This is a genomic window from Alteromonas marina (genome assembly GCF_000808575.1).
Classification (GTDB): Bacteria; Pseudomonadota; Gammaproteobacteria; order Enterobacterales; family Alteromonadaceae; genus Alteromonas; species Alteromonas marina_A.
Genome location: NZ_JWLW01000012.1, coordinates 269,685 through 294,094, shown reverse-complemented (window position 1 = coordinate 294,094; position 24,410 = coordinate 269,685). Strand labels below are relative to the sequence as shown.

Here is a 24,410-nt window from a genome sequence, read left to right as displayed (position 1 = left end):
CAGGAGCAATTGTTATGGGTTTAAAAAAGAAATCAAATGCCAGTGACGACACAGTAATTCAACAAGAAGAAAAGCGCAGTGCTGAGCGAACGCCAGAGCAGCTAGTAGCCGATTTAGCTTCACCAGACAGCAGCGTAAGACGTTGGGCAGTCCGGGATTTGCGTGATGAAGAGAATGCGCACAAGGTCTTTTTAGAACGACTACCCACAGAAAATGATCCTACAGTTATCGAAGCATTATTTAGTGCTCTTGAGCACAATATGACGGATGTCGATGCATCTCAGCTGATAGGCATGTTGAAAAGTGAACAAGTACAGTTGCGTAACGGCGCAATTGAACTTATGCAGCAAAACCCTGATTTGTTCGCACACAACGTGCATAAACTTATGCAGGACGATGACCCTGATACGCGTATTTTTTGTGTTGACATTATTGGCGCGGTAGCACACCCCGATGCGTTAAATTGGCTGCATCACATTGCACTTAATGACGACAATGAAAATGTTGTGGGTACCGCTTTAGACAAGCTTGCAGAGGTGTCGGATAGCTCTACCTATGACATTTTGCAAACTGTAGAAAGCCGTTTTCCTGATCATGCCTACATTTCTTTTGTCATTAGCCTAATTCGAAATCAATTAGGGAGTGCGTAATGACTACAGCAACGTTGGAAAAAATAGCCGCTGCTGATTTCGAGCGCTTTCGGTCGATGTTTTACCGAAAAACCGGGATCCATTTTGAAAACTCTAAACGTTATTTTGTTGATAAACGTCTACACGAGCGAATGAAAGCTACGGGGCACACTAACTTCAAAAGCTATTTTACCTTTATGCGGTTCCAAGCGTCGGGTGAAGAGTTTCAGAACCTAGTCAACGCAATGACAGTGAATGAAACCTACTTTTTCCGCGAAGAATACCAATTTGATGCAATGACACGCTACATCATGGATGAACTCGATAGTTATCGCCCTTCTGGAGAAGACTTACGGATTTGGTCGGTGCCTTCAAGCACGGGCGAAGAGCCCTACTCGATTGCTATTCACCTTATAGAAAACTGGAAAGGGCTAGCGCATCGAGATGTAGAGATTACGTCCTCAGATATTGACAGCAATGTTCTAGCGTCTGCTAAAAAAGGGCTTTATTCAAAGCGCTCGGTGCAGAACATTCCTACCGCGTTGGTAAAAAAGTACTTCATAGAGACCAACGGCCAATTTCAGCTATGCGACGACATAAGAGAATCGGTGTCATTTTCGCTAGCCAACATTCTATCAGGTACAAACATGAAGGGGTTTCGACATTTCGACTTGGTCTTTTGCCGAAATCTGCTCATTTATTTTGACGATGAATCGCGCAAAAAAGCAGCACATGTATTATTTGATGCGATGAAACCAGGTGGCTACATCTTTCTAGGGCATAGTGAGTCGATGAGCCGAATATCGTCTATGTTTAAAGTGCGTAAGTTCGGTGATGTTATTGCCTACCAAAAGCCACTTGCAGGAGGGGCGTAACATGAAAACAGTAATGATAGTTGACGATGCGTCTACAGTCAGAATGTTTCATAAAATGTTGGTATCTTCTGACGACCGTGTCGTAGAAGAAGCTGAAAATGGTGTGGAAGCGCTGGAGAAAGCCATTGGCACACCCATCGATTTGTTTTTGGTCGATGTAAACATGCCGAAAATGGACGGTTACCGACTCTGTAAAGAAATACGGCAAAACGAGCTTTTGCGCGCTGTTCCCATCATCATGATAAGTACAGAGTCTGCGACTCAAGACGCGCAGCGAGCCTATCAATGCGGTGCAAATTTCTACATGACAAAGCCTGTGGACGCAGACTCACTTAAGTCTGTGGTTAGCGCGGTTTTGGGAGGTAGCTAATGAGTGAACTACTCGACGTATTTATCGGTGAGTCTCGCGAGAACCTCGAGTCTGCAAGCCAAGAGCTTATTGAGATCCAGGCTTCTGGCCCATCATCGGACAAAGTGGACAAAATCTTCAGAGATTTACACACGATCAAGGGTTCGTCAGACTTATTTGATATAAAACCACTAACCCGTTTGGCTCATGCTGCGGAAGACTTGCTAGACAGCGTGCGAGCGAAAGAGGTTGATTACAACGACGAGATTGGTGATCTGCTTCTTGAGGCATTAGATCAAATATCTATGTGGTTTGATGAGCTGGAAAACGGAACTCAAAATCTTGCTGAATGGCAACCCATCTCTACCGATTTAGGTGCGCAGCTTAGAGCCTTCATTGACCCGTCTCAAGCTGGTGCCAATACCACTGAACAAACACCTGCCGCTCAGGCTAATAGCAGCACCAACGAAATCGTTGATTCAGTAGCTTCTGCGCTTGATGCGTTCGATGTCAATGCGGATATTGCGTTATTGTCTAAAAGCGCGTCATCGGATCTGTATGTGATTGAATATACGCCTGATGAAGGTTGCTTTTTTCGCGGTGAGGACCCGGTGAATGTTGCACTGGCGCTGCCGGGTTTACGCGCTTTCGAAATTAACGCGCCCGCGATGGCCGCCGATGCAGATGTTTATCAATGTGTCTTAAAAATAACGGCCCTTGGCGAGGCGAGCGAAGACGCCGTTGTGACGCATATGGCCTACTATGAAGGCCAGTATACACTACATAAGCTTACTCAGCAGGCGCTTAAATATCGCTGTAAAGACAAGATCCTCGACAGCGTAGCGCAGCTTAATGATGAAGCGCTAAATGACGCTTTAAAAACGGCTCGTGAGACTGGTGATACCAATACGCTGCAGTCGACCGCTGGGCTTTTGGTAGCGTCGCAAACACACGCTATGCCAATAAAAGCGGTGTTGTCATTTTTATCATCTGATATCGATCTTACGTTTTTGGATGACCACAAACAGGTCGGCGGCCCAGATGACTCTGCGGACGCTCCAGCCAGCGGTGCTGATGAGCATAGTAAAGAGGGCTTGTTACCACATGAAAAAGAGTTATTAACGCAACAATTAGCACTGATGAGCTCTGAAGGCTATAGCGCAGAGTTTATGTTTCCCTCAATTTCCATACTTGTTGGCAATGTATTAAAGCAAACATTCAGTAATGAAGCAGAACTAATAAGTGCAATTAATGCGGCGTTAGAAGACGTGCAAAACGACATACCTGAAATACAGGATGTTGTTGAAACCACCAACGCAACAAACGAATCAGAGACGCAGACAGCAGAAGAAGAGGCTTCTCAACCGGCTAAAGCTGAACGACAAGCCGTCAAGATGCTCAAAGTCGATCAAAGCAAAATTGACTATTTAATGGACATAGTAGGCGAGCTAACGGTTGCAAAAAATTCACTTCCTTACTTGGCAAAGCAAGCTGAGGAAGAAGGTGGAAGTAAAAGGCTGAGCAAACAGATAAAAGCGCATTTTTCAATTGTTAACCGTTTAACGGAATCATTACAAAGCGCAGTACTGCAGATACGAATGGTGCCGGTTTCTCATGTTTTTCAGCGCTATCCAAGGTTGGTCAGAGATTTATCGAGAAAACTCGACAAGAAAATCGAACTTTGTATGCAGGGTGAAGACACCGAGTTCGATAAAAATTTAATTGAGTCGTTATCTGAGCCTCTCATTCATCTACTGCGCAATAGCATTGATCATGGTATTGAATCGCCCGAAGACAGAATAGAGGCGGGCAAGCCAGAAACTGGGCGTATTGATTTAATCGCTACTCCCCTTGATGACAGTGTCATTATTGAAATACGTGACGATGGCAAGGGCATTGACCCCCATAAAATTAAGCTTCTCGCTTTTCAGAAAGGCGTAATAACAGAGTCTCAGCTTGAGAGCATAGACGATAACGAGGCACTTCAGCTGATTTTCGCCGCAGGGTTTTCTACCAGTGAACAAGTGTCGGATTTGTCCGGCCGTGGGGTGGGCATGGATGCAGTAAAAACCATGGTAAGTCAAGCTGGCGGTACTATAGAAATGCAGAGTGAGGTTGGCGTAGGCTCTACGTTCAAGCTGCTTCTTCCTCAGACAATGTCAGTGAATCGCGTCATGATGTTTGAAGTAAACGACCAAATGTTTGGCGTAAGTATGGATGCGGTAGTAGAGACAGTGAAAGTTCCTACACAGGACATTCAGCGAATTCGCAATGAAAACGTGCTGGTGATACGGGATAAATTAATACCGCTTTGTAATTTGCGAGATGCGCTCGGGTTCGAGCCTGACGGCGGTAAAGAGGAACACTCGATATTAGTGGTGTCAACGCCGCAGGGCGAGTTTGGGCTTATTATTGATAAGTTTCATGAAGGTATTGACGTTATTCAGAAACCACTTGAAGGCGTCCTTGCTGGCTACTCCCATTTCTCTGGTACAGCATTGCTTGGAGATGGAAGGGTATTACTCATAATTAATGTGCAGGAGGTTTTATCCACATGCCTGTAACGTACAAGAAAAAAGTAGCAGTGCTTACCGGGCATTGTGAAATTGAAGAGGCTGAAACCTTATTTAGTTGGCTGACAGAGGATGCCTCGCGACAGTTGAACTTGAAGACGTTAACAACGGCACATACTGCGGTTTTCCAAGTGCTACTGTGCTTACGACCAAAGGTTAGTGTACAGCCTGAATCGTCAGAACTATATTGGATAGTAGAAATGCTTCAATCAGACAACAATAAAGTGTGGTGTGAATGAGAGTGATCACGGTTGCAAATCGCAAAGGCGGGACCGCAAAGACTACTACAGTGGTCAACCTTGCTTTTGGTTTGGCGCAACATGGCAACCGTGTTTTAGTTCTGGATTTAGATAATCAAGGTCACGTAATGCAAGGCTTGACGGCCCTTGGCACTGAGTCGCAAAACGTCATTACTACCATGCCACTCAAAGGCTTTTTCACGTCAATTGTTAAATGTAGTGAAAAAATATATGCCACCAATGTCGACACTACACGCGCAAACACCAACGACGATATTGCGTTAGACGCTATCCGTCTGTGGTGCGATAGCGACCAAGTATCAACGTATTTTGATATCGTTATTATCGACACACCGCCAACGTTAAGCTCACAGCTAATGGCAGCACTGTCCGCCGCTACGGATATCATAATACCTGCTACGCCAATGCCACTTGCAAGCGACGGTGTTCAAAAACTGTTAAATGCTTGTCGTAAGGCCATGGTAGAGCGCAAGTTTAGAGCGACAAGCTTAACCATTTTGCCGGTAATGGTAGAGCAAAACTTAAAGTTACACCGCCAAGAATTAAGCAACTGGTATGGCCGCTATGGCCGAAACAAAGTGCTTAACCCAATACATAAAAACATAACATTAGCCGAAGCATTCGCAAAAAATAAGCCAGTATTTGCCTATGCGCCTCACAGTCGAGGAGCGCGGGACTATACTGAATTGTGTAAACAGTTAATTGGCTATAAACAAGAGGTAATGCAATGAGCGCAATACACTTAGTAGATGATTCAGCAACAATGCTGATGAGCATGGAAATGCTATTAAAGCGGGCAGGCTATACGGTAACAAAGTCAGAGAGTGCTGAAGCGGCTATGACCGCGCTTGAATCAATATCGCCCAAGTTGATTATTACTGACCTAAATATGCCAGGTATGAATGGTATCGAGCTAATAAAAACATTAAAGCAGCAATCCAAATTTAGGTTTACCCCCATGTTGATGTTAACTACGGAATCGCAGCAAAGTCGCCGAGAAGAAGCGAAAGCTGCAGGTGCTACAGGCTGGCTTGTTAAACCCGTCGAGCCAGAGCAATTGTTAGGTGTAGTAAAGCAGTTGGTCCCAACTGCATAAGGTAAAAACATGAAAGTACTTGAAAAAGCAAAGCAGTATTATGAGTTGATACTCGCTGAGAAGTTTAAAGTGCTTAAGGATAAGATGAAAAACGTTCAGGAATCACTTTTACTTTGGAGCGGTTTGATTAGTGTGTCTACATTGGGAATGGTAGTTTCCCTGAACGTATCGCCACAACTATTAAATGGGCAAGCAGGTACTGTTGCCACAATTCTGGGTTTCTTGAGTTTTATTACGTGGTATTCGCATAGGCAAACAAACGTATTCAACGTTAGCCTGAGTAAACAGGAGAGTTATTTACAGGAAACGTCTGAGCAGCTCAACGAAACACATACTCAAGTCAGTGAATACGTAGCCATCCTCAAAGGGCAAATGGACGGCATAAGCGCTATTACCGAAGACGCTTCAATGGAGCTTATGAAAGCGCTGTATGAAATTGAAAGCAGCATTCAAGACAGTATAGATAATGTTGAATTAGGTCAGAAAAACGCCATAAGCTGCAAAGAAAAAAGTGCTGATGAATTTGAAATTGCAGCTCAACGCCTCTCCAATATAAAAGAAATGATCAGCACGCAGCGAGCGCAACAAATTTCAGATACTGAAGCCATTCAAGGGGTAATGCGTGAGGTTGAGAATCTTAAAGAGCTTACCGAACTGGTGAAAAATATTGCGTCCCAAACTAACTTGTTAGCGCTCAATGCGGCAATTGAAGCAGCGCGTGCTGGCGAATACGGTCGTGGGTTTGCTGTAGTAGCTGAACAGGTACGTATTTTATCGTCACAGTCTTCAGAAGCGGCTGAAAAAATAGAGTCGGGCATTAAATCAGCGCTGGACGCTGCGCATGTTCAAGGTGAAAAAATGCTGAATTCAACACGTGCGAACGACACGTGTGAATTGTTAACTGGGTTTTCTGAGTCGTTAGAAAACATAACGAAACACTATCGTGTACTAGAAGAACTTAACCCCGAGATGCTGGCATGCTTCTCGCAAAGTGCAACAGAGGTCGCATTTAAAGTAAGCGGAGCTATCGCGAAAATTCAGTTCCAAGATATTATTCGCCAGCGCACCGAACATGTGAAATTAGAGCAAGACGCTATTGTAAGTTTATTTGGGCAGTTTTCGTCATACATTAATAATAGAGAGCATTTTGATGAGTCGTTTAACTTGAGCACCAAAGAAATGTTTGAAAAGTATGTAATGGAAGACCAGCGTAAAATTCATTTCGATATTAATGAATCATCGCCGGAAGAAAGAAATGAGTTTGAAGAGGCGCGAGAGCCCAAGATAGAGCTTTTTTAACATACTCTGACTCAGGCGCTGCCTATGTTCATTACTTTAAGTGAGCGGGCCGTGAAACTCAGGCAGGCCTGCGAGAGAGCCTACCTGCAACAAAAATGCCGCTTGGTTTCTGACCGGCATTTACTATTAAACGCTTTAAGCGGTTGAGCGTTTTTGTGTTATCGTCAGTTGGTTTCGGCATTAACGTTTGAAAGTTGCAGGAAACCAACTTGTATTGCCTAAAGGGTAATACGCTCAGACGTAGCAAACGCAACGTCCAGCTTAAAGTACGCCGCTTCATTTATAAAATGCGGGTAGGTTTCCTTTTCCCCATCCCACGGGATATCTTTTCCATCAAAGGTTCTAAACATGGGAGAACCTGGTAGCAACGGCTTAAAATCATTGTCTTGCAATGAGTGGTGAATCATTGCGGTACGTGCGCCATCTCTATTTAAAGGAAAGCCGACGTTTTCACCCAAGCGAAACGCTTCACACGCTGGCAATGCGCCTGTTTTTATCTCTTGATTATTATAAGCAACACAAAAATCTAAAATGGCCTCGGCCATGGTTTGCGTTAAAAGGTAAACATCTTCTCTTAACACTCCCTGTGGCTGACCACCCACTTCAATCATTACGCCTCTCTTACCTGTGGTACACAAATAACCATGCTCAAGATAAGGCTTTTCATCTTCCACCAAAATATTTGCCTCAGGCATTTGTTGCTTAACGAACCGTGCTAGCTGAATGTGAAACTCATCCGCTTCTAAAATAATTAGCGTAGCGCCCATTTCGCTGGTGGTATTGTGAATATCAATAACAAAATCGGTATTTGAGTTGCCCTTTGGGCCAAATTTTTCATTCAACGTTTTGGCAAGTACTGCCTCTTTGGCCAGGTTATTACTGGCTAAACGATCAAAAGTAAACTGCCTGTTCAAGTCTTCTTCTACAAAGCGCACGTTCGCATTAAGGGCCGCTTCATTGGCAATGTTCAACGAAATATTTAGCTCATTAAATCGCGAAGGTAGCCCAAATTGCTGCCAGTTTCGAATAAGCTGAATACCACTAGTTTCATTGCCATGAGTGCCACCAACAAGCGCGATAGAGTTAAACATTACTATTCCTTTTTACTATTATGAAAATGCGACTACAAATTTAGTGTTTAAAAAAGTCATCAGACTGCTGTGCCAACATAGCCTCGATTTCTTCTACATCTATATGTTTTGGCGTGGCGTCCTCTGCAGGCTTGCCGGCAATTTTTCTGTCTTCTGCAGCCCATTCACCTAAATCGATAAGCTGACATTTCTTGCTGCAAAAAGGGCGATACTCGCTAGTAGGTGCCCAAACAACCTGTTTGGCACAAATCGGGCATTTCACTTCCATAATAGACTCCAGTGAAATACGTCTTAACGGCACCAATTAGGAAAGTTAACTGTACCTAAGACGAGAAATAATGAATAGAATTGAAGTTTAACAGGCTGCTAAACGAAACTGAATATCGTTTTCTACTGCGCTATTTTGGCCTTCTTGTGGGGAAAACAACATAAAGCGCAGTGCGTAACGATATTTGTTGCCACTTAAGGTTGGGTAGTAGCCATCATCTACACTACAATTTATGCGTATCAGTTCGTTTTTATCTTCCGCTGCGCCTTGGTAAAAGCCGTTCTCGGCCACCACATTTACAAACTGACCTCGCTCGCGGATAAACGACAGGCTAACCGCAATTGCATCGTCAAGAAGCCCTAAAGTCTCTAACCACTGTTCAATTTCAGATTGACGCTGTTCAAGCGGCTGTTGTAACCAAAAGTGCAAATTAGGAAGGTCAAAGCTGCATGCGCCGCCGGGTATGGCAAACCGTTGTCTTATGGCGCTTAAAAGTTTGTCCTCTTTTAGCGTGCTACCAAAGCGGCGGTCTGTTTTTAGCTTTTGCTTTAGGGTAAGCACCGTTTTTAGCGCTTGCTCTAGCGCCGTACTGTCTATTTTAGGATGTTTTGACCAGTACACGAGATTCTTTTCGTGGGCTTCGAGGTCTTTGGTTAAATCTGAACGAAGATCCAGTCTTTCAATGAGATCGAGTAGTTCAAAAAGTTGTTCAAAGAAAACCAGCTGAAGATGAGTATGTTCTGATTTAGCCGTAATTTTAAGTTGCCCAAGCAGCTGCTCAACACGTAAATAGTTACGTACTTTTTCCTTTAGTGGAAACTCGAATACAGCGCTACCCATGGAACCTCTTAAAACACATAGACTTAGAGAAACTGCACTACGAAGTTGTAATGCGGCGAATAACAGCAAGCCTAAAGCATCAAGGCATTTAAGCCAAGTCTACTTGTTCGACAAATGCTTAGTTTGACGCTAATTGGTCAAAAAAGTTTCAAAAAGTAGCTCTGTTTACTGAAAGCACCTTGTTATAAGAAAAGAGAGTCTAAGAAAAGGAAGGTAAGGACCCAAAGGGACACAGAAGGGACACAGAAGAGTGAAGTAGAAAAGACAGACAGTAACGGTAGATATGAGAAGTAGAGGTAGAAGCGGTTTGCTATTCTGCAAACCGTCTATGATTGTGTTGAAGCAAGGCTTAGCAGTTTCTGGTGTAGCGTTGACACTTGACTGGCAAGCGCGTCTAGCGTTGTGCTGTTATCCAGTACGTCATTTGCCGCATCAATACGTTCTTTACGTGAAGCCTGTGAAGCCATGATACTTTTTATGGTTTGCTCTGTGCTGCCGTCCCGTTTTAACGCTCGTTCAAGCTGCATTGCTTCTGGGCAATCCACCACCACCACATGGTTACACATTTCGGTCAGTTTATTTTCAACAAGTAAGGGCACAGACAAGATGCAATAGGATGAGGTAGACTCACTAATAAGCTGCTGCATACGAGAGCGAATAAGCGGGTGCAGCAGGCTGTTCAACCAAATTTTTTCTTCTTCGGCGGCAAATACCTTTTCGCGAAGAGCTGCTCGATTAAGGCTTCCATCTTCAAGCAAAATTGTTTCACCAAAATGCGCGGCTATTTGCTGTAAGCCTTCTGAACCTACCTTAACCACATCCCGTGCGACTTCGTCAGCATCAACAATATCAATACCGTGTTTTTCAAAAATGGCCGTAGCAGCCGATTTACCACTGCCTATACCGCCTGTAAGGCCCACTACGAACGTCTGTTGTTTATCCATAATCGTTACGCCTTTTAGTTAGAGCACTGCATTAAGATAGGCAGTAATGATTTCTTTTTTGTAAAGCAGCGTCAGCCAACCCGCCACTGCCAAATAGGGCCCAAAAGGAATAGCTAACGACTTGCCCTTATTTTGAATAACCATAATAAGTATGCCTGCAATAGCACCCACAAATGAAGACAACAAAATAATGACAGGTAGCCCTTGCCATCCAGTAAATGCGCCAAGCGCGGCGAGCAGTTTAAAATCGCCATAGCCCATGCCTTCCTTGCCTGTTACTAACTTAAATAGCCAGTAAACAGACCATAAACTTAAATAGCCGGCCGCTGCACCGACAATGGCATCTGTCGTGCCAACAAATATGTCTTGTGTACTTAGCAGTAAGCCTAGCCACAGCAGAGGCAGTGTTAACTGGTCGGGGAGCAGCATTTTATCTAAGTCGATAAACAGCAGCGCAACAAGTACATAGGTGAAAACTACGGCCCACAGTGCTTGAGACGTAACGCCAAACTGATACGCGGCGAAGGTACAGGCTATGGCCGTAAACAGCTCAACAAGCGGATAACGCACTGATATTCCAACTTTGCAATTAGCGCATTTACCCTTAAGAAACAGGTAGCTAATTACAGGAATATTTTCCCATGCGCGAATTTTGTGGCCGCAGCTAGGGCATGTACTGTCTGGCTTTACAAGGTTGAATGTTTCGACGGGTGCGGTTGGATTGTTATCAGTAGAGATAGTGGCGCCGTCATTTTCACCGCCACTTGCGCCATCATTAAAATAGCTTTCATACTCATGTTGCCAACTGCGCTCCATCATAATAGGCAGGCGGTAAATCACTACGTTTAGGAAGCTGCCCACCATTAAGCTTACAAAGAAAACAAGAGAATAAAATACAGCAGGGTAGAGCTGACTAAGTGTTATTATGGCGTCCATGAAGTGCAGGTCTTTTAGTTTTATTAGTGGTTGGAAAAGTTGGGTTTTAAACCTTGTTAATGCGCGCCACTAAAAGCGTCGCCCAAATTGCTAACCATTTTTTTAGTTAGTAACCCTAAAGCTAGAATTATGACAAGTTATACCACGTTACCCATTTGGAATATAGGCAGGTACATAGCCACAATTAGGCCACCGATAACCACACCCAATACGGCCATGATCATAGGTTCAAGCAAGCTGGTTAACCCGTCTACCATGTCATCAACTTCTGCTTCGTAAATAGTGGCAATTTTACTCAGCATTTCATCAACAGCGCCCGACTCCTCACCAATGGCAATCATTTGGGTTACCATGTCAGGGAACACTTGAGTCGCACGCATGGCTACATGCATAGGCATACCGCCCGCCACTTCTTTTCGTATATATAAAATGGCTTCTCGGTAGACCGCGTTACCGGAGGCTCCCGCCGCAGATTCTAGCGCGCCGATAAGCGGAACACCTGCTGCAAAGGTGGTTGCAAGGGTACGGGTAAAGCGGGCAATACTGGCTTTTTTAAGTATTTCGCCAATAACGGGAATTTTTAAAATGTTGCGGTCTACTGTATCACGCAGCTTTTGGCTCCGCTTATAGGTACGCATAAACATAAAGCCTGCACCGCCAATACCTATAGCGATAAAAATGCCGTAGTCTTGCACGAAACGGGAAATAGCCAGTACGAACTGGGTGAAGGCGGGGAGTTCAGCCCCAAAGCTACTAAAAATCTCCTCGAACTGAGGCACAACGAAAATAAGGAGGATAGTCGTAACAATAAAAGCAACAACCAAAACCGCAATAGGATAGAACATTGCTTTTTTGATTTTTGATTTTAGTGCTTCGGCCTTTTCTTTATAAGTCGCAATTCTGTCGTAAATGGTTTCAAGTGCACCCGACTGCTCACCGGTGTAAACCAAGTCGCAATATAAATCGTCAAAATATAGGGAGTGTTTTCTAAGCGCCGATGAGAGCGGGTTACCTGATTTAACCTCATCGGTAATTTCGGCTAAAAGTTTCCGCATGGATTGCTTTGAGTGACCTTGTGCAATCATTTCTAACGATTGGATAAGTGTAACACCCGCGGCAAGCATGGTGGCGATTTGACGCGATATGACAGAAATGTCTGCCGGGGTTATTTTTTGGCCACCACCGAAAAGTGGCTTAGCAAGCTTTTTAACTTTGTTCGCAGAGATACCTTGGCGACGAAGAAGGTTCTTAGCCTCAGATAAAGAGGTTGCAGAGATTTCGCCCTTACGAGCTTGGCCGTGTCGGTCTTTCCCTTGCCAAGTAAATACTGTAGCAGCCTTTGCCATACTTTAATTCCGCCTCAAGTCTTCTACATAAGCACAAAAGCCCAGGCTAAGCTGGGCTTTTACCGCAATTTACTGATTTAGCAAAGTGTTGCTGGCTTACAAGTAGCTGACCAAGTCACTTTACCACCGTTAACTGTCGGAGCTAGTTCGTATGTTGCTGCAGCATTTCCATCTTTAACACCAGAGTCTGTAGAAGCTGTAGCTGTAATTTTTCCGTTCAATGTTGTTAAACCAACTAAAGATGAATCTGTTGAGCTATCGATATCGGTAGGAATACCATTCTTACCGCCGTCACACTCAGCTAAAGTCGCGTCAACAGTCTGCGCACAAATCTCAACTGCAGTCTTCGCAGCAGCCGTAGCATTGGTCACTTCAGTAAACTTCGCTTTCTGCGTGTAGTTTTGGTAAGCAGGCAATGCGATTGCAGCAAGGATACCGATGATTGCAACAACAATCATTAGTTCGATTAGGGTGAAACCTTTTTGGTTTTTAGTATTCATGTTCATCATGGTTTTTCTCCGGGACGTGTATAACACGTAAAGTTTAAAATCTAATTCAAATTGACGTTTATACCCGAGTCGTCCTTGTTAACGCCCCTGGTACTTGATACTCAGTATAGAATTTTATTTGTCACTGACAAGTATAGGCAAATATACGTATGTCTAGCTTTTGCAGTATGCCATGGTTCGCTAGGCCATGGCAGGCCTGTTAACTTAAACTTTCGTATAAATCTTAATGACTTAGCTATGTATGTCTATCTATACACAAAGAAACATAAGGTGAAATAACTGAGGATATGCGCGAGTTGTCGTATCTATGGTTATACTACAACTCACGTTTTCTGTGCTCACGATTAACTAAGACATTGACACTCAATTAGCGTATGAGTACTTGTTTTTGTACTCATTTTGTTATGACAAGTTAATACGCAGCGACAAATCAATCGCCTGAACATGTTTAGTCAGCGCGCCAGATGAGATGTAATCAACGCCTAATTGTGCAAGTGACGCCAGTCGTTCATCAGTAATGTTTCCTGATACTTCCAGTTTACATTGACCTTTGTTGAGGGCTACTGCCTGTTGGATCTGTTCGTTAGAAAAATTATCCAGCATGACAATGTCGGCACCTGCACTAAGGGCTTGTTCAAGCTCGTTTAAGTTCTCTACCTCTACTTCAACAGGCTTGCCCGGCATCATTGTTTTCGCTCGGCTTACGGCTTTTTCGATGCTGCCACAAGAAAATATGTGGTTTTCCTTAATTAAGAATGCATCGAACAAACCCACACGATGGTTTTGACCACCACCACAACGCACCGCGTATTTCTGTGCGTGCCGCAAACCTGGCAAGGTTTTGCGGGTATCGAGAATTTTGGTGTTGGAGCCATCTAAAAACTTAGCGTAAAAGGCAGTAACAGTGGCGGTTGCTGACAGGGTTTGTAGGAAGTTAAGGGCTGTACGCTCAGCAGTTAATATAGCGCGAGCAGAGCCTTCCAAACTAACCAGTACGGTGTTGGCATCAACCTTGTCGCCATCTTCTACATGCCAGGTTAGCGACACCGACTCGTCGATGAGTGCAAACGCTTGGTTTGCCCATGCGATTCCACAAACCACGCAAGGCTCTCTCGTAATAATAGTGGCTTTTGCATTAACGCTTTCATCTATCAGGTTCGCGGTAATATCGTTTGCAGCATTTAATTCGCCGCCAAGATCTTCAATAAGCGCGTTTGATACTTGCTCTCGAATCGCTTGCATGTCTGGTGATGTCATCTTCATCGCTATGATCTATGCTATCTGTGTATTTAAAGGGTACGCAATATTAACCATTCTCCGCGCTGAGTAAACTCTAATTGGCGAAGAACACTCATTCCCAGCAATATATGGTCATCTTGCATACCGGGGTTTAAGTTTGCTTTTACATCGCGCACCACAATTTCACCAATGCGCAAGGTTTCAATGGTCGACTCGGCGACTCTTACAACGCCGTTAGCTGTGCTGGCTAACCCTTCTCGACCCGCTTTGAGTTGAAGCTTGTTAGCCAAATGAGCGGGAACGGCCACGTCAGTGGCACCCGTATCAACAAGAAATACGACTTCCTCACCATTAATATAACCTGTTGTCACATAGTGACCTTGGCGATTTTGCTTAAGTCGGACTTCGGTTTGTGAACCAATACGCTCTGATGTTGGTTCGCTATTTGGGTTAATTTGTTTTTCTAAAAGATCTGAGAAAACAAAAACCAGTAGACCAAAACCGCAAATCCAAGCAAGCGCAACCATCCATTTACCCGTTGACGCTGTCGGGTCTTGTTGTTCATTCATGCTTCTACCTTTCTTATAATAGTGGTGCACCGCTTTTCGTATCGCTAAATACTCGGCGTAATCTCTTAAGCAAAGGACTAACGTGCTGATTAGCTTGTTAGAATGCAATGTATAGCCCTATACACTTATATCCATATACAATGTAGGCTATTACCCAGAAAATCAATTATCGAAGCAAATACTATGGTGCTTTACAACGAAGCAAAGTACACAGCAAGTCCGCATTATGATGCTCGTCCTGACAGCACAGACGTTAGCCTGTTAGTGATACACAATATTTCACTACCTCCTTCACAGTTTGGTACGCCGGGCATTCGCCAATTGTTTACCGGAACCCTCAATCCTGATGAACATCCCTTTTATAAAGAAATTGCCGGGTTACGGGTCTCCGCTCATTGTGTAATTTATCGAACCGGTGAAGTAGAGCAGTTTGTGCCTTTTGATCAGCGGGCATGGCACGCGGGCCTGTCTTCATTTCAAGGCCGCAGCCGCTGTAACGACTATGCTATAGGCATTGAACTCGAAGGCACTGATACGTTGCCTTACACCGATGCACAGTACCAAGCCCTTGGCGAACTCACTAGTTTTATTACGAGATACTATCCTCGGATCACTTTAGGGCGTATCGTAGGCCATAATGATATTGCACCAGGGCGAAAAACTGACCCTGGTGCAGCTTTTGATTGGGCGAGATACAGAACGCGCATGCTGGATTGAAGTTTTCTGGTCAATCTAGGTCGCTGGAAAAGGGAAACACAATATCTATGATGTTAATGAGCTTGCTATTAGTTCTCAGCCTTGAGCGGTTGATAATAAAAACACCTAATTGGCATATTGAAAAGTATGCCGCTCAATATCGTGCTTTTCTTCAAGATAAAGGGTTGATTAAGTTTCAAGAAGAAAATGAAGGTGAGGAGGAGGGTAAAAAGGTCTCATCCACAGCATTTTATTTCTATCTTTTACTTCCCGCAGTAGTGCTGGGAGCAATTGAATACTGGGTACTTGGCGCATTTCTTACGTTTATAGAGCAAAGCATAATATTGTTCATTTGTATTGGCTGCCCCGCATTGCGAGCCGTCTACAAGAGCTTTCTAAATGCTGCTGACCGAGGTGACCTTCAGGCGTGCAGTATGTACACCGACCAATTAGGGCATTGTGCAAGTCAATCAGACAGTGACGGAAGTGCGGGTACAGAAGGCAAAACTTTTGGCCAGCACCTTACCTGGCTTAACTATCAACACTATGCCGCTGTGATGCTGTGGTTTATTGCTTTTGGCGCACCTGGCGCGCTGTTTTATAGCTTGAGCCGAAGCACAACCGAGGCATTGTGTGATGCAAATCACCCTTCAAAAGCCGCTGCGGGAAGATTGATGTTTGCGCTCGATTATGTTCCTGTTCGCGTTACCGCTTTTGGCATGTTGATGATGGGACATTTCTCACGAGCGTTGCCTGAGTGGATTAAGTATGCACTTCAGTTCGATGTACCTGCGTACGATGTGCTTACACAAATTTCTTCGAAAGCTGAGATTCTAACGCCTCATGAACAGCAGTTGCAGGCTGAAAATGCAGCAATAGAACCGAAGGTGCTTGTAAAGTTAGCAAAACGTAATGTTATTTTTCTTCTTGTAATAACATCAGCGCTCACGCTTGTAGGCAGTCTTGCATAGTCATTATTGTTAACATTTACTAGCCTACTTGGCTTAGCAAGGTGTTTGGTCTATTAATTAATTGTATGTAGATCAGGCGCTTTGCCCCTATTACTGCATTCTCCCTTCCTCATCAGACCAGTTTGCGGTTACTGATTTTTCTTAACAAATTCAACAATAAAGCTTAACACCCAGCAAAAGGTAAATGCTTTGCTATGCTTGTGAGTATTTACCTCGAAATCGATCTGCCTTAAACTAGATAGGTAAAATGGTATTACCAATTGTGTTTGTGATTAAATATCCCACGATTATTTTTTACATTCACCGCTCTTATAACGTCGCTATTGTTATAGAGCACGGTTCAAATAAAAGGATACGTAGCGCGCATGCGGCAGCAGCGAAAAAAACTCTCTGATGTGATTACCGAGCAACTCGAGTCAATGATACTCGACGGTACGTTATTGGCTGGTCAGAAATTACCGCCAGAGAGAGAGCTTGCGCTTGAATTTGATGTATCGCGACCTTCGCTTAGGGAAGCCATTGGTAATTTACAGGCACGTGGGTTGGTAGAACGTAAGCAAGGCGGCGGTACGTTTGTTAACCGCAACCTTAACTCAGCCATGACAGACCCCCTAATGGACTTAGTTAGCCAGCGTCCTGAAACTCAATTTGATTTGCTTGAATTTCGTCATGCGCTTGAAGGGATGGCGGCGTACTACGCGGCACTTCGTGGTCAACCTGAAGATTACAACGCATTGAAGCAAGCATTGAACGACGTACCTACGCCTAAAGCACACGAAAGCAAGCGTGCCCAAGCTGAGGCGCTAGGACAGTTTTATATCATTATGGCAAGAGCATCACACAATATGGTGTTGTTGCACGTAATGAGCACCATGCAAAGCATGCTGGTGGACAATATTGAACGAAACTTTGACATGCTGGCAGCGCACCCTGAAGCGGTGGAAGACATTGCTAAGCAGCGTCGTGAAATTGTAGAAGCCATTGCTTCTCGCGACCCTGAAGCTGCGCGTCAGGCATGTAATACGCATTTGGCGTTTATTGAAAAAACGCTATTAACCATTAATCAACGCGATACCCGCGTACAGCGCGCATTGCGACGATTAGAGATTTAGTTACTAGTCTGACTTTTTATAAGATAAGGGCTAGATAGCTATTCATTCGCAGAGGCCGGTCAGGTTTTTCCTGTGCCACTGCAAAAGCAGGTGAGCCAGATTGGGTCACTGTGAGTACAACGTAATTTAGTTTTCCTTCTTTTAGCGCCTTTAAGAGTAGAGGCAATGCTAAGGGAGGATTTTCTATATAAGCAAAAAATAGGATGGCACCATGTCTGATATGATGCACCAAGATGTAGATCCTCAAGAAACTAAAGAGTGGATTGATGCGCTTGAGTCGGTTTTAGAAGAGGAAGGCGTAGAACGCGCCCACTATTTACTCGAAAAACTTATTGATAAAGCTCGTCGCAGCGGAGCGCATCTACCGTATGACGCAACTACTGCCTACATCAATACTATCCCAGCAGCGCAAGAGCCAAAAATGCCTGGCGACTTGACCATCGAAGCGCGCATCCGTGCGGCAATTCGTTGGAACGCATTGATGATTGTATTGCGTGCATCTAAAAAAGACCTAGAGCTTGGTGGCCACATTGGTAGCTTCGCATCATCGGCTATGCTTTACGATGTTGGCTTTAACCATTTCTTCAAAGCGCCTAACGAGAGTCAAGGCGGCGACTTTATTTTCGCACAGGGCCATATTTCTCCAGGTATTTATGCGCGCTCATATATGGAAGGCAACTTAACTGAAGAACAATTAAACAACTTCCGTCAAGAGTGTGCTGGCGATGGTCTGTCGTCTTACCCACACCCTCACTTGATGAAAGACTACTGGCAGTTCCCAACCGTATCTATGGGCCTTGGTCCACTTCAAGCTATCTACACAGCGCGCTTCCTTAAATACCTAACTAACCGTGGTATCAAAGACTGTTCAGGTCAGCGCGTTTACTGCTACATGGGTGACGGTGAGTGTGATGAGCCAGAGAGCTTGGGTGCAATTGGTCTTGCTTCTCGTGAAGGCCTAGACAACCTAACGTTTGTTATCAACTGTAACCTTCAGCGTCTAGACGGACCTGTACGTGGTAACGGCAAAATTATCCAAGAACTTGAAGGTACGTTCCGCGGCGCTGGCTGGGAAGTAGTGAAAGTGATTTGGGGTAGCTACTGGGATGAGCTATTAGCTCGTGATAAATCTGGCAAGCTAATTCAGCTTATGGGTGAAACGGTAGACGGCGAATACCAGAACTGTAAAGCCAAAGGCGGCAAGTACACCCGTGAAAACTTCTTCAACAAGTATCCTGAAACAGCGGCACTTGTAGCGAACATGTCTGACGACGACATCTGGCGCTTGAACCGTGGTGGTCACGACCCAGTAAAAGTATTCGCGGCTTACCAAAAAGCCATTGATACAAAAGGTCGTCCAACGGTAATTCTTGCTAAAACGGTTAAAGGTTTCGGTCTTGGTGCTTCAGGCGAAGCGCAAAACGTAGCGCACAACGTTAAGAAAATGGACGTTGAATCAATTAAGGCGTTCCGTGACCGTTTCAATATTCCTGTAGCAGACGAGAAAATTGCTGACCTGCCATACTTCAAGTTCGACGAAGACAGCGAAGAAATGAAGTACCTTCGTGCACGTCGTGAAGCGCTAGGCGGTTATTTACCTTCTCGCCGTGAACAGGCTGAAGAACAGCTTGAAATTCCTGAGCTAAGTGCATTCGACGCTATCTTAAAAGGTTCAGGTGACCGTCAAGTATCGTCAACTATGACGTTTGTACGTGTACTAAACGCGCTATTGAAAGATAAGAAAATTGGTAAGCGTATTGTGCCAATTATTCCTGATGAAGCCCGTACATTCGGTATGGAAGGCTTGTTCCGTCAGGTAGGTATTTACGCCAATGAAGGCCAGAAATACGTACCGCAAGATGCCGACCAAGTCGCTTACTATCGCGAAGATAAGAAAGGTCAGGTATTACAAGAAGGTATTAACGAGCTAGGTGCAATGGCATCGTGGGTAGCGTCGGGTACGTCTTACTCAACGTGTAACGCTACCACTATTCCGTTCTACATTTACTACTCAATGTTTGGTTTCCAACGTGTTGGTGACCTTGCATGGGCAGCGGGTGATAGCCAAGCTCGTGGTTTCCTTTTAGGCGCAACAGCAGGTAGAACTACGCTTAACGGTGAAGGTCTACAGCACCAAGACGGTCATTCACACGTTCAGGCGAACCTAATTCCTAACTGTATTACTTACGACCCAACGTATGGTTACGAAGTAGCAGTTATCGTTCAAGACGGTCTGCGTCGCATGTACGGTAACAATGAAAATATCTTCTATTACCTAACACTAATGAACGAGAACTATCAGCACCCTGCAATGCCAGAAGGTGATGATGTTGCTGAGCAAATCATTAAAGGCATTTACAAGCTTGAGCGTGTTGAAAACGACAAGTCTAAGCTTAACGTACAGCTAATGGGTTCAGGTACTATCTTGAACGAAGTGCGTAAAGCAGCTCAGATACTATGTGAAGACTACAACGTTTCTTCTGACGTTTACTCAGTGACCTCGTTCAACGAGCTAGCCCGTGAAGGTCAAGACGTTGCGCGTTGGAACATGCTAAATCCAGAAGCTGAGCAAAAAGTACCTTACATTGGTCAGGTAATTACGAAAGACGCAGGTCCTGCGATTTCTGCCACTGACTATGTGAAGAACTACTCAGACCAAGTACGTGCGTTTATCGACACTGAATACCGTTGTCTAGGTACAGACGGTTTCGGTCGAAGCGACAGCCGTGAAAACTTGCGTACTCACTTTGAAGTTAATGCGTCATACATTGTGGTGGCATCACTATACGAATTAGCTCAGCGCGGCGACGTTGAGAAGAAAGTGGTAGCAGAAGCCATTAAGCGTTTTGATATTAACGCTGAAAAACTTAACCCACTTTACGCGTAAGCCAGATAAGGTATTTTACATATGTCAGATATTCAAAAGATTATCGTACCCGACGTAGGCGGTGACGAAGTTGAAGTTATCGAGCTATGTGTTGCCGTAGGCGACAACATTGAGGCTGATGAAGGCGTTGTTACTGTTGAAAGTGACAAGGCGTCAATGGACATCCCAGCACCGTTTGAAGGTGAGATTGTAAGCCTGTCTGTATCAGTAGGCGATAAAATCAAAGAAGGCGATGTGATTGGTGAAATGAAAGTTGCAGGTGGCGATAGCGCTGCTGAAGAATCATCTTCAGACAACGCTTCACAAGAAGAAGCGCCTAAGCAAGAAGAAGCACCTAAAGCAGAAAGCAAGTCAGAGGCAGCACCCGCTGCGTCTGGCAGCAGCGAAGTGATTGAAGTTGCAGTTCCAGATATTGGCTCTGACGACGAAGTAGACGTAATTGACGTATTGGTTTCAGTGGGCGACACCATTGAAAAAGAAGATGGGCTAATTACCCTTGAAACCGACAAAGCAACCATGGACGTTCCTTCAACGCACGCAGGTACGGTGAAGGAAGTATTCATCAGCACTGGCGATAAAGTGAAAGAAGGCACAGTTGTTATTAAGCTTGAAGTAGCGGGCTCAGGCTCATCTTCAAGTGAATCGGCCTCAAGTGAGTCTTCAGAGGCATCTGCTCCGGCTGCACAAGAGAGTGAAAAGCAAGAACCAGCGCCAGCGGCGTCTGCAGGTAGCGAAACCATTGAAGTTGCTGTACCAGACATTGGTGAAGACGGTGAAGTTGACGTTATCGATGTACTTGTATCGGTAGGCGATACCGTTGAAAAAGAAGACGGCCTAATTACGCTAGAAACTGATAAAGCCACCATGGATGTACCTTCAACGCACGCAGGTACCATTAAAGAAGTCTTTATCAAAACAGGCGATAAAGTTAAGCAAGGCACATTAGTTGTTAAGCTAGAAACTAGCGGTGGCTCATCTGAACAGGCAGCATCTGCAACTAAAGCAGAAAAGCCTGCTGAAGCGCCTAAGCAAGAAGCACCTAAACAAGCGTCACAGCAAGAAGCCTCTCAAGGCCGTTCTCCTGTGCCGCCAGCGCCAGAAGCTAAGAATATAGGTAAAGCACATGCTTCACCTTCGGTTCGCCGTATTGCTCGCGAGTTCGGTGTAGACCTGACTCAAGTTAGCGGCTCTGGCCCTAAAAACCGTATCTTGAAAGAAGACGTTCAAGCTTACGTGAAAGCTGAGCTTGCGAAACCTCGCACGGCAGCCGCTTCTGGCAGCGCACCAGTAGGCGACAACGTACTGCAAATCGTGCCAGTCAAACCTGTTGATCACAGCAAGTTTGGTGAAATTGAAGAGCAGCCGTTATCTCGTATTCAGAAAATTTCTGGTCCGTTCTTACACCGTAACTGGGCGACTATCCCGCACGTTACGCAGTTCGACGAAGCAGATATCACTGAAGTTGAAGAATTCCGTAAAGAGCAAAACGCTTATCACGCGAAAATTAAGTCTGGTCTTAAGATCACGCCACTCGTATTCGTCATGAAAGCGGTAGCGAAAGCCCTTGAGAAATACGAAGTATTTAACTCATCACTGTCTGACGATGGCGAGAGCTTAATCATTAAGAAATTTATCAACATTGGTATTGCGGTTGAAACACCGGGAGGCCTTGTTGTACCTGTTATTCGTGACGTGAATAAGAAAGGTATTGAGCAGCTGTCTCAAGAGCTTATCGAAACATCTAAGAAAGCCCGTGAAGGCAAGCTAAAAGCGGCTGACATGCAGGGTGGAACGTTCACCATCTCTAGTTTAGGTGGTATTGGTGGCACGGCGTTTACGCCTATTGTAAATGCACCAGAAGTCGCCATATTAGGTGTGTCTAAGTCTGAGATGAAGCCTAAGTGGAATGGTAAAGAGTTTGAGCCACGCTTAATGGTGCCGCTAAGCTTGTCGTACGACCACCGAGTAATCGATGGTGCGGTAGGGGCAAGATTCTCTACTGAGGTTGCTGCAAACCTAACTGACTTACGCAGAATCATACTTTAAATAAAAGGTCGAAAAAGTTTACAATATCAGTAACATTTTCGACGATTTTATAAGCCCATTTGGTGGCATTTAGGTTATGCTATTACACAAAAGTAATAGCATGACCCTACAAGAACAGGATTGAGGTTCACAATGAGCGAAATTAAAACGCAATTGGTGGTACTGGGCGGCGGCCCTGGCGGTTATTCAGCAGCATTCCGTGCGGCTGACTTAGGTATTGAAACAGTTATCGTAGACTCACGCGACACGCTTGGTGGTGTTTGTCTTAACGTTGGCTGTATCCCTTCAAAAGCCCTTCTTCACGTTGCTAAAGTGATGAAAGAAGCGAAGCACCTTGCTAGCCACGGTGTATCGTTTGGCGAGCCTACCATCGATTTAGATAAAATCCGCGAATACAAAGACGGCGTTGTTAAGCAATTAACAAACGGTCTTAGCGGTATGTCTAAAATGCGTAAAACCAAGCATGTACAAGGCTTCGGTAAATTCACAGGCGCAAACACCCTAGAAGTAAAAAATGGTGACGACGTTACTACTATTACTTTCGAAAAAGCAATTATTGCTGCGGGTTCTGAGCCAGTAAGCCTACCGTTCATTCCAGAAGATGATCGTGTAATCGACTCAACTGGCGCACTGGAAATGAAAGATATTCCAGAGAAAATGCTAGTACTGGGCGGTGGTATCATCGGTCTAGAAATGGGTACAGTATACGAAGCGCTTGGCTCGAAAATCGATGTAGTTGAATTCTTAGACCAGCTAATTCCTGCAGCTGATAAAGACATCATGAAAGTGTTCATGAAAGACTACAAAGACAAGTTTAACATTATGCTTGAAACCAAAGTGACTGCGGTTGAAGCAAAAGACGACGGCTTGTACGTAACATTTGAAGGTAAGAATGCACCTGCTGAGCCAGTGCGCTACGACAAAGTACTTGTTGCTGTTGGTCGTAAGCCAAATGGCAAGCTAGTAGGCGCTGAAGCTGCTGGCGTAAACGTTGACGAGCGTGGCTTCATCAACGTTGATAAGCAAATGCGTACTAACGTTGACCACATCTTCGCAATCGGTGACCTTGTAGGTCAGCCAATGCTTGCTCACAAAGCGGTTCACGAAGGTCACGTTGCAGCAGAAGTTATTGCTGGGCAGAAGCACTACTTCGACCCACGTGCTATTCCTTCAGTAGCGTACACTGAGCCAGAAGTTGCTTGGGTTGGTCTAACTGAAAAAGAAGCGAAAGAGCAGGGCGTAAGCTACGAAACTGCAACCTTCCCGTGGGCAGCTTCAGGCCGTGCAATTGCATCTGATGCTACTAACGGTATGACCAAGATGATCTTCGATAAAGACACGGGCCGTGTTATCGGTGGTGCAATGGTTGGTACAAACGCCGGCGAAATGCTTGGCGAAATTGGCCTAGCTATTGAGATGGGTGCTGACGCTGAAGACGTAGCATTAACTATCCACGCTCACCCAACGCTTAACGAGTCAATTGGTCTTGCGTCTGAAATCTTCGAAGGAAGTATTACTGACCTGCCAAACCCAAAAGCGAAGAAAAAGAAGTAAGTTAGCTTCTTTTAAAATTACGTTAAAAACCCGCTTATAAGCGGGTTTTTTTGTACTACACTTTTTAATTTTTGTGCAGGGCGTCGGAATTTTAACGCCAGATGCGGAACAAGCGTTAATTGAATCTGTGCGTCTTAGAAAGCAATACGGTATGCAAGCTTGTGCTTTTGTTACCAAAAAAGCGGATATACCTGCTCTAGTTAAAAGTCAGTTTGAACGCATATATGCGGCCGCCAAGCTAGAATGCTATTTTAGCGATTCTGAAAATGATGCGCTTGCATGGCTAGCCGCACTTGGTTGCTCTTTAGATAAAGAGTAATA

General features: G+C 44.7%; 24 protein-coding genes. 15 read left to right on the top strand and 9 right to left on the bottom strand.

All coding sequences use genetic code 11. The features are described 5' to 3' along the window. Nucleotides 1-14: 14 nt before the first annotated feature. Genes RJ41_RS06910 through RJ41_RS06875 form a run of 8 tightly spaced genes read left to right on the top strand, consistent with a single transcriptional unit; the run spans nucleotide 15 to nucleotide 7,081 of the window. Complete coding sequence (locus RJ41_RS06910; RefSeq protein ID WP_039218631.1) at nucleotides 15-650, top strand: HEAT repeat domain-containing protein; 636 nt, start codon at nucleotides 15-17, stop codon at nucleotides 648-650. Next, nucleotides 650-1,504, top strand: coding sequence for a CheR family methyltransferase (locus RJ41_RS06905; RefSeq protein WP_039218629.1), 855 nt, complete (start codon nucleotides 650-652; stop codon nucleotides 1,502-1,504). Before RJ41_RS06910 ends, RJ41_RS06905 begins: the two co-directional genes overlap by 1 nt. A 1-nt stretch (nucleotide 1,505) precedes the next feature. Next, nucleotides 1,506-1,874, top strand: a complete 369-nt coding sequence (locus tag RJ41_RS06900; protein ID WP_039218627.1) for a response regulator — start codon at nucleotides 1,506-1,508, stop codon at nucleotides 1,872-1,874. Next, entirely contained in the window at nucleotides 1,874-4,417 is a 2,544-nt protein-coding gene (locus RJ41_RS06895) for a chemotaxis protein CheA (RefSeq protein WP_039218623.1), read from the top strand. The genes RJ41_RS06900 and RJ41_RS06895 overlap by 1 nt, the downstream gene beginning before the upstream one ends. Beyond that, nucleotides 4,408-4,665 carry a hypothetical protein gene (locus tag RJ41_RS06890; RefSeq protein ID WP_039218621.1) on the top strand — a complete coding sequence of 86 codons (258 nt, stop codon included), beginning with the start codon at nucleotides 4,408-4,410 and terminating at the stop codon, nucleotides 4,663-4,665. The genes RJ41_RS06895 and RJ41_RS06890 overlap by 10 nt, the downstream gene beginning before the upstream one ends. Continuing rightward, entirely contained in the window at nucleotides 4,662-5,417 is a 756-nt protein-coding gene (locus RJ41_RS06885; protein WP_039218618.1) for a ParA family protein, read from the top strand. Before RJ41_RS06890 ends, RJ41_RS06885 begins: the two co-directional genes overlap by 4 nt. Further along, entirely contained in the window at nucleotides 5,414-5,782 is a 369-nt protein-coding gene (locus tag RJ41_RS06880; RefSeq protein ID WP_014950410.1) for a response regulator, read from the top strand. The genes RJ41_RS06885 and RJ41_RS06880 overlap by 4 nt, the downstream gene beginning before the upstream one ends. A gap of 9 nt (nucleotides 5,783-5,791) precedes the next feature. Beyond that, a complete protein-coding gene (locus tag RJ41_RS06875; protein WP_039218614.1) occupies nucleotides 5,792-7,081 on the top strand; it encodes a methyl-accepting chemotaxis protein in 1,290 nt (429 codons plus the stop codon). Nucleotides 7,082-7,299: 218 nt separating this feature from the next. Here the strand turns inward: RJ41_RS06875 and RJ41_RS06870 are convergent, their stop codons facing one another. The 9 genes from RJ41_RS06870 to RJ41_RS06830 all read right to left on the bottom strand — a co-directional run bounded on the left by RJ41_RS06870 (nucleotide 7,300) and on the right by RJ41_RS06830 (nucleotide 14,823). Further along, nucleotides 7,300-8,172 carry an aspartoacylase gene (locus tag RJ41_RS06870; RefSeq protein ID WP_039218611.1) on the bottom strand — a complete coding sequence of 291 codons (873 nt, stop codon included), beginning with the start codon at nucleotides 8,170-8,172 and terminating at the stop codon, nucleotides 7,300-7,302. Between the two features lie 40 nt (nucleotides 8,173-8,212). Beyond that, nucleotides 8,213-8,440, bottom strand: a complete 228-nt coding sequence (gene yacG, locus RJ41_RS06865) for a DNA gyrase inhibitor YacG (RefSeq protein WP_014950407.1) — start codon at nucleotides 8,438-8,440, stop codon at nucleotides 8,213-8,215. A gap of 87 nt (nucleotides 8,441-8,527) precedes the next feature. Then, nucleotides 8,528-9,280 carry a cell division protein ZapD gene (gene zapD / locus RJ41_RS06860; protein WP_039218605.1) on the bottom strand — a complete coding sequence of 251 codons (753 nt, stop codon included), beginning with the start codon at nucleotides 9,278-9,280 and terminating at the stop codon, nucleotides 8,528-8,530. A 326-nt stretch (nucleotides 9,281-9,606) separates the two neighbouring features. Continuing rightward, entirely contained in the window at nucleotides 9,607-10,224 is a 618-nt protein-coding gene (coaE, locus tag RJ41_RS06855) for a dephospho-CoA kinase (RefSeq protein WP_039218602.1), read from the bottom strand. 18 nt (nucleotides 10,225-10,242) lie between these two features. Then, complete coding sequence (locus RJ41_RS06850; RefSeq protein WP_039218600.1) at nucleotides 10,243-11,160, bottom strand: prepilin peptidase; 918 nt, start codon at nucleotides 11,158-11,160, stop codon at nucleotides 10,243-10,245. 137 nt (nucleotides 11,161-11,297) lie between these two features. Continuing rightward, a complete protein-coding gene (locus RJ41_RS06845; protein ID WP_039218597.1) occupies nucleotides 11,298-12,506 on the bottom strand; it encodes a type II secretion system F family protein in 1,209 nt (402 codons plus the stop codon). A 77-nt stretch (nucleotides 12,507-12,583) separates the two neighbouring features. Further along, on the bottom strand, nucleotides 12,584-13,015 hold the full coding sequence (locus tag RJ41_RS06840) for a pilin (protein ID WP_039218595.1): 432 nt from the start codon (nucleotides 13,013-13,015) through the stop codon (nucleotides 12,584-12,586). 402 nt (nucleotides 13,016-13,417) lie between these two features. Continuing rightward, entirely contained in the window at nucleotides 13,418-14,272 is an 855-nt protein-coding gene (gene nadC / locus RJ41_RS06835) for a carboxylating nicotinate-nucleotide diphosphorylase (RefSeq protein ID WP_039218593.1), read from the bottom strand. A 32-nt stretch (nucleotides 14,273-14,304) separates the two neighbouring features. Further along, nucleotides 14,305-14,823 (bottom strand): retropepsin-like aspartic protease family protein, encoded by a 519-nt coding sequence (locus tag RJ41_RS06830; protein ID WP_014950400.1) that lies wholly within the window; start codon nucleotides 14,821-14,823, stop codon nucleotides 14,305-14,307. Between the two features lie 183 nt (nucleotides 14,824-15,006). Here RJ41_RS06830 and ampD point away from each other — a divergent pair, with 183 nt between their 5' ends. The 7 genes from ampD (at nucleotide 15,007) to RJ41_RS06795 (ending at nucleotide 24,408) form a co-directional block, all read left to right on the top strand. Further along, on the top strand, nucleotides 15,007-15,540 hold the full coding sequence (gene ampD, locus RJ41_RS06825; RefSeq protein WP_039218589.1) for a 1,6-anhydro-N-acetylmuramyl-L-alanine amidase AmpD: 534 nt from the start codon (nucleotides 15,007-15,009) through the stop codon (nucleotides 15,538-15,540). Between the two features lie 47 nt (nucleotides 15,541-15,587). Continuing rightward, complete coding sequence (ampE, locus tag RJ41_RS06820) at nucleotides 15,588-16,490, top strand: beta-lactamase regulator AmpE (protein ID WP_039218586.1); 903 nt, start codon at nucleotides 15,588-15,590, stop codon at nucleotides 16,488-16,490. A gap of 365 nt (nucleotides 16,491-16,855) precedes the next feature. Then, a complete protein-coding gene (pdhR, locus tag RJ41_RS06815; RefSeq protein ID WP_014950397.1) occupies nucleotides 16,856-17,602 on the top strand; it encodes a pyruvate dehydrogenase complex transcriptional repressor PdhR in 747 nt (248 codons plus the stop codon). Between the two features lie 211 nt (nucleotides 17,603-17,813). Beyond that, a complete protein-coding gene (aceE, locus tag RJ41_RS06810) occupies nucleotides 17,814-20,489 on the top strand; it encodes a pyruvate dehydrogenase (acetyl-transferring), homodimeric type (protein ID WP_039218582.1) in 2,676 nt (891 codons plus the stop codon). A gap of 21 nt (nucleotides 20,490-20,510) precedes the next feature. Next, nucleotides 20,511-22,535, top strand: coding sequence for a pyruvate dehydrogenase complex dihydrolipoyllysine-residue acetyltransferase (aceF, locus tag RJ41_RS06805; protein WP_039218580.1), 2,025 nt, complete (start codon nucleotides 20,511-20,513; stop codon nucleotides 22,533-22,535). A gap of 132 nt (nucleotides 22,536-22,667) precedes the next feature. Further along, on the top strand, nucleotides 22,668-24,089 hold the full coding sequence (gene lpdA / locus RJ41_RS06800) for a dihydrolipoyl dehydrogenase (RefSeq protein ID WP_039218578.1): 1,422 nt from the start codon (nucleotides 22,668-22,670) through the stop codon (nucleotides 24,087-24,089). A 73-nt stretch (nucleotides 24,090-24,162) separates the two neighbouring features. After that, the gene (locus RJ41_RS06795) at nucleotides 24,163-24,408 is read left to right on the top strand and encodes a hypothetical protein (RefSeq protein WP_240485751.1); all 246 of its coding nucleotides are present in this window, start codon (nucleotides 24,163-24,165) and stop codon (nucleotides 24,406-24,408) included. The last annotated feature ends 2 nt before the right edge of the window (nucleotides 24,409-24,410 follow it).

What these genes read in the sequence shown, in the direction of transcription:
- ampD (WP_039218589.1), top strand. Translation starts at nt 15,007, where the DNA reads ATGGTGCTTTACAACGAAGCAAAGTACACAGCAAGTCCGCATTATGAT.
- zapD (WP_039218605.1), bottom strand. Translation starts at nt 9,280, where the DNA reads ATGGGTAGCGCTGTATTCGAGTTTCCACTAAAGGAAAAAGTACGTAAC.
- RJ41_RS06840 (WP_039218595.1), bottom strand. Translation starts at nt 13,015, where the DNA reads ATGATGAACATGAATACTAAAAACCAAAAAGGTTTCACCCTAATCGAA.
- RJ41_RS06870 (WP_039218611.1), bottom strand. Translation starts at nt 8,172, where the DNA reads ATGTTTAACTCTATCGCGCTTGTTGGTGGCACTCATGGCAATGAAACT.
- RJ41_RS06905 (WP_039218629.1), top strand. Translation starts at nt 650, where the DNA reads ATGACTACAGCAACGTTGGAAAAAATAGCCGCTGCTGATTTCGAGCGC.
- RJ41_RS06875 (WP_039218614.1), top strand. Translation starts at nt 5,792, where the DNA reads ATGAAAGTACTTGAAAAAGCAAAGCAGTATTATGAGTTGATACTCGCT.
- lpdA (WP_039218578.1), top strand. Translation starts at nt 22,668, where the DNA reads ATGAGCGAAATTAAAACGCAATTGGTGGTACTGGGCGGCGGCCCTGGC.
- aceE (WP_039218582.1), top strand. Translation starts at nt 17,814, where the DNA reads ATGTCTGATATGATGCACCAAGATGTAGATCCTCAAGAAACTAAAGAG.
- RJ41_RS06845 (WP_039218597.1), bottom strand. Translation starts at nt 12,506, where the DNA reads ATGGCAAAGGCTGCTACAGTATTTACTTGGCAAGGGAAAGACCGACAC.
- nadC (WP_039218593.1), bottom strand. Translation starts at nt 14,272, where the DNA reads ATGACATCACCAGACATGCAAGCGATTCGAGAGCAAGTATCAAACGCG.
- ampE (WP_039218586.1), top strand. Translation starts at nt 15,588, where the DNA reads ATGATGTTAATGAGCTTGCTATTAGTTCTCAGCCTTGAGCGGTTGATA.
- RJ41_RS06830 (WP_014950400.1), bottom strand. Translation starts at nt 14,823, where the DNA reads ATGAATGAACAACAAGACCCGACAGCGTCAACGGGTAAATGGATGGTT.
- RJ41_RS06885 (WP_039218618.1), top strand. Translation starts at nt 4,662, where the DNA reads ATGAGAGTGATCACGGTTGCAAATCGCAAAGGCGGGACCGCAAAGACT.
- coaE (WP_039218602.1), bottom strand. Translation starts at nt 10,224, where the DNA reads ATGGATAAACAACAGACGTTCGTAGTGGGCCTTACAGGCGGTATAGGC.
- RJ41_RS06910 (WP_039218631.1), top strand. Translation starts at nt 15, where the DNA reads ATGGGTTTAAAAAAGAAATCAAATGCCAGTGACGACACAGTAATTCAA.
- yacG (WP_014950407.1), bottom strand. Translation starts at nt 8,440, where the DNA reads ATGGAAGTGAAATGCCCGATTTGTGCCAAACAGGTTGTTTGGGCACCT.
- pdhR (WP_014950397.1), top strand. Translation starts at nt 16,856, where the DNA reads ATGCGGCAGCAGCGAAAAAAACTCTCTGATGTGATTACCGAGCAACTC.
- aceF (WP_039218580.1), top strand. Translation starts at nt 20,511, where the DNA reads ATGTCAGATATTCAAAAGATTATCGTACCCGACGTAGGCGGTGACGAA.
- RJ41_RS06895 (WP_039218623.1), top strand. Translation starts at nt 1,874, where the DNA reads ATGAGTGAACTACTCGACGTATTTATCGGTGAGTCTCGCGAGAACCTC.
- RJ41_RS06850 (WP_039218600.1), bottom strand. Translation starts at nt 11,160, where the DNA reads ATGGACGCCATAATAACACTTAGTCAGCTCTACCCTGCTGTATTTTAT.
- RJ41_RS06890 (WP_039218621.1), top strand. Translation starts at nt 4,408, where the DNA reads ATGCCTGTAACGTACAAGAAAAAAGTAGCAGTGCTTACCGGGCATTGT.
- RJ41_RS06900 (WP_039218627.1), top strand. Translation starts at nt 1,506, where the DNA reads ATGAAAACAGTAATGATAGTTGACGATGCGTCTACAGTCAGAATGTTT.
- RJ41_RS06880 (WP_014950410.1), top strand. Translation starts at nt 5,414, where the DNA reads ATGAGCGCAATACACTTAGTAGATGATTCAGCAACAATGCTGATGAGC.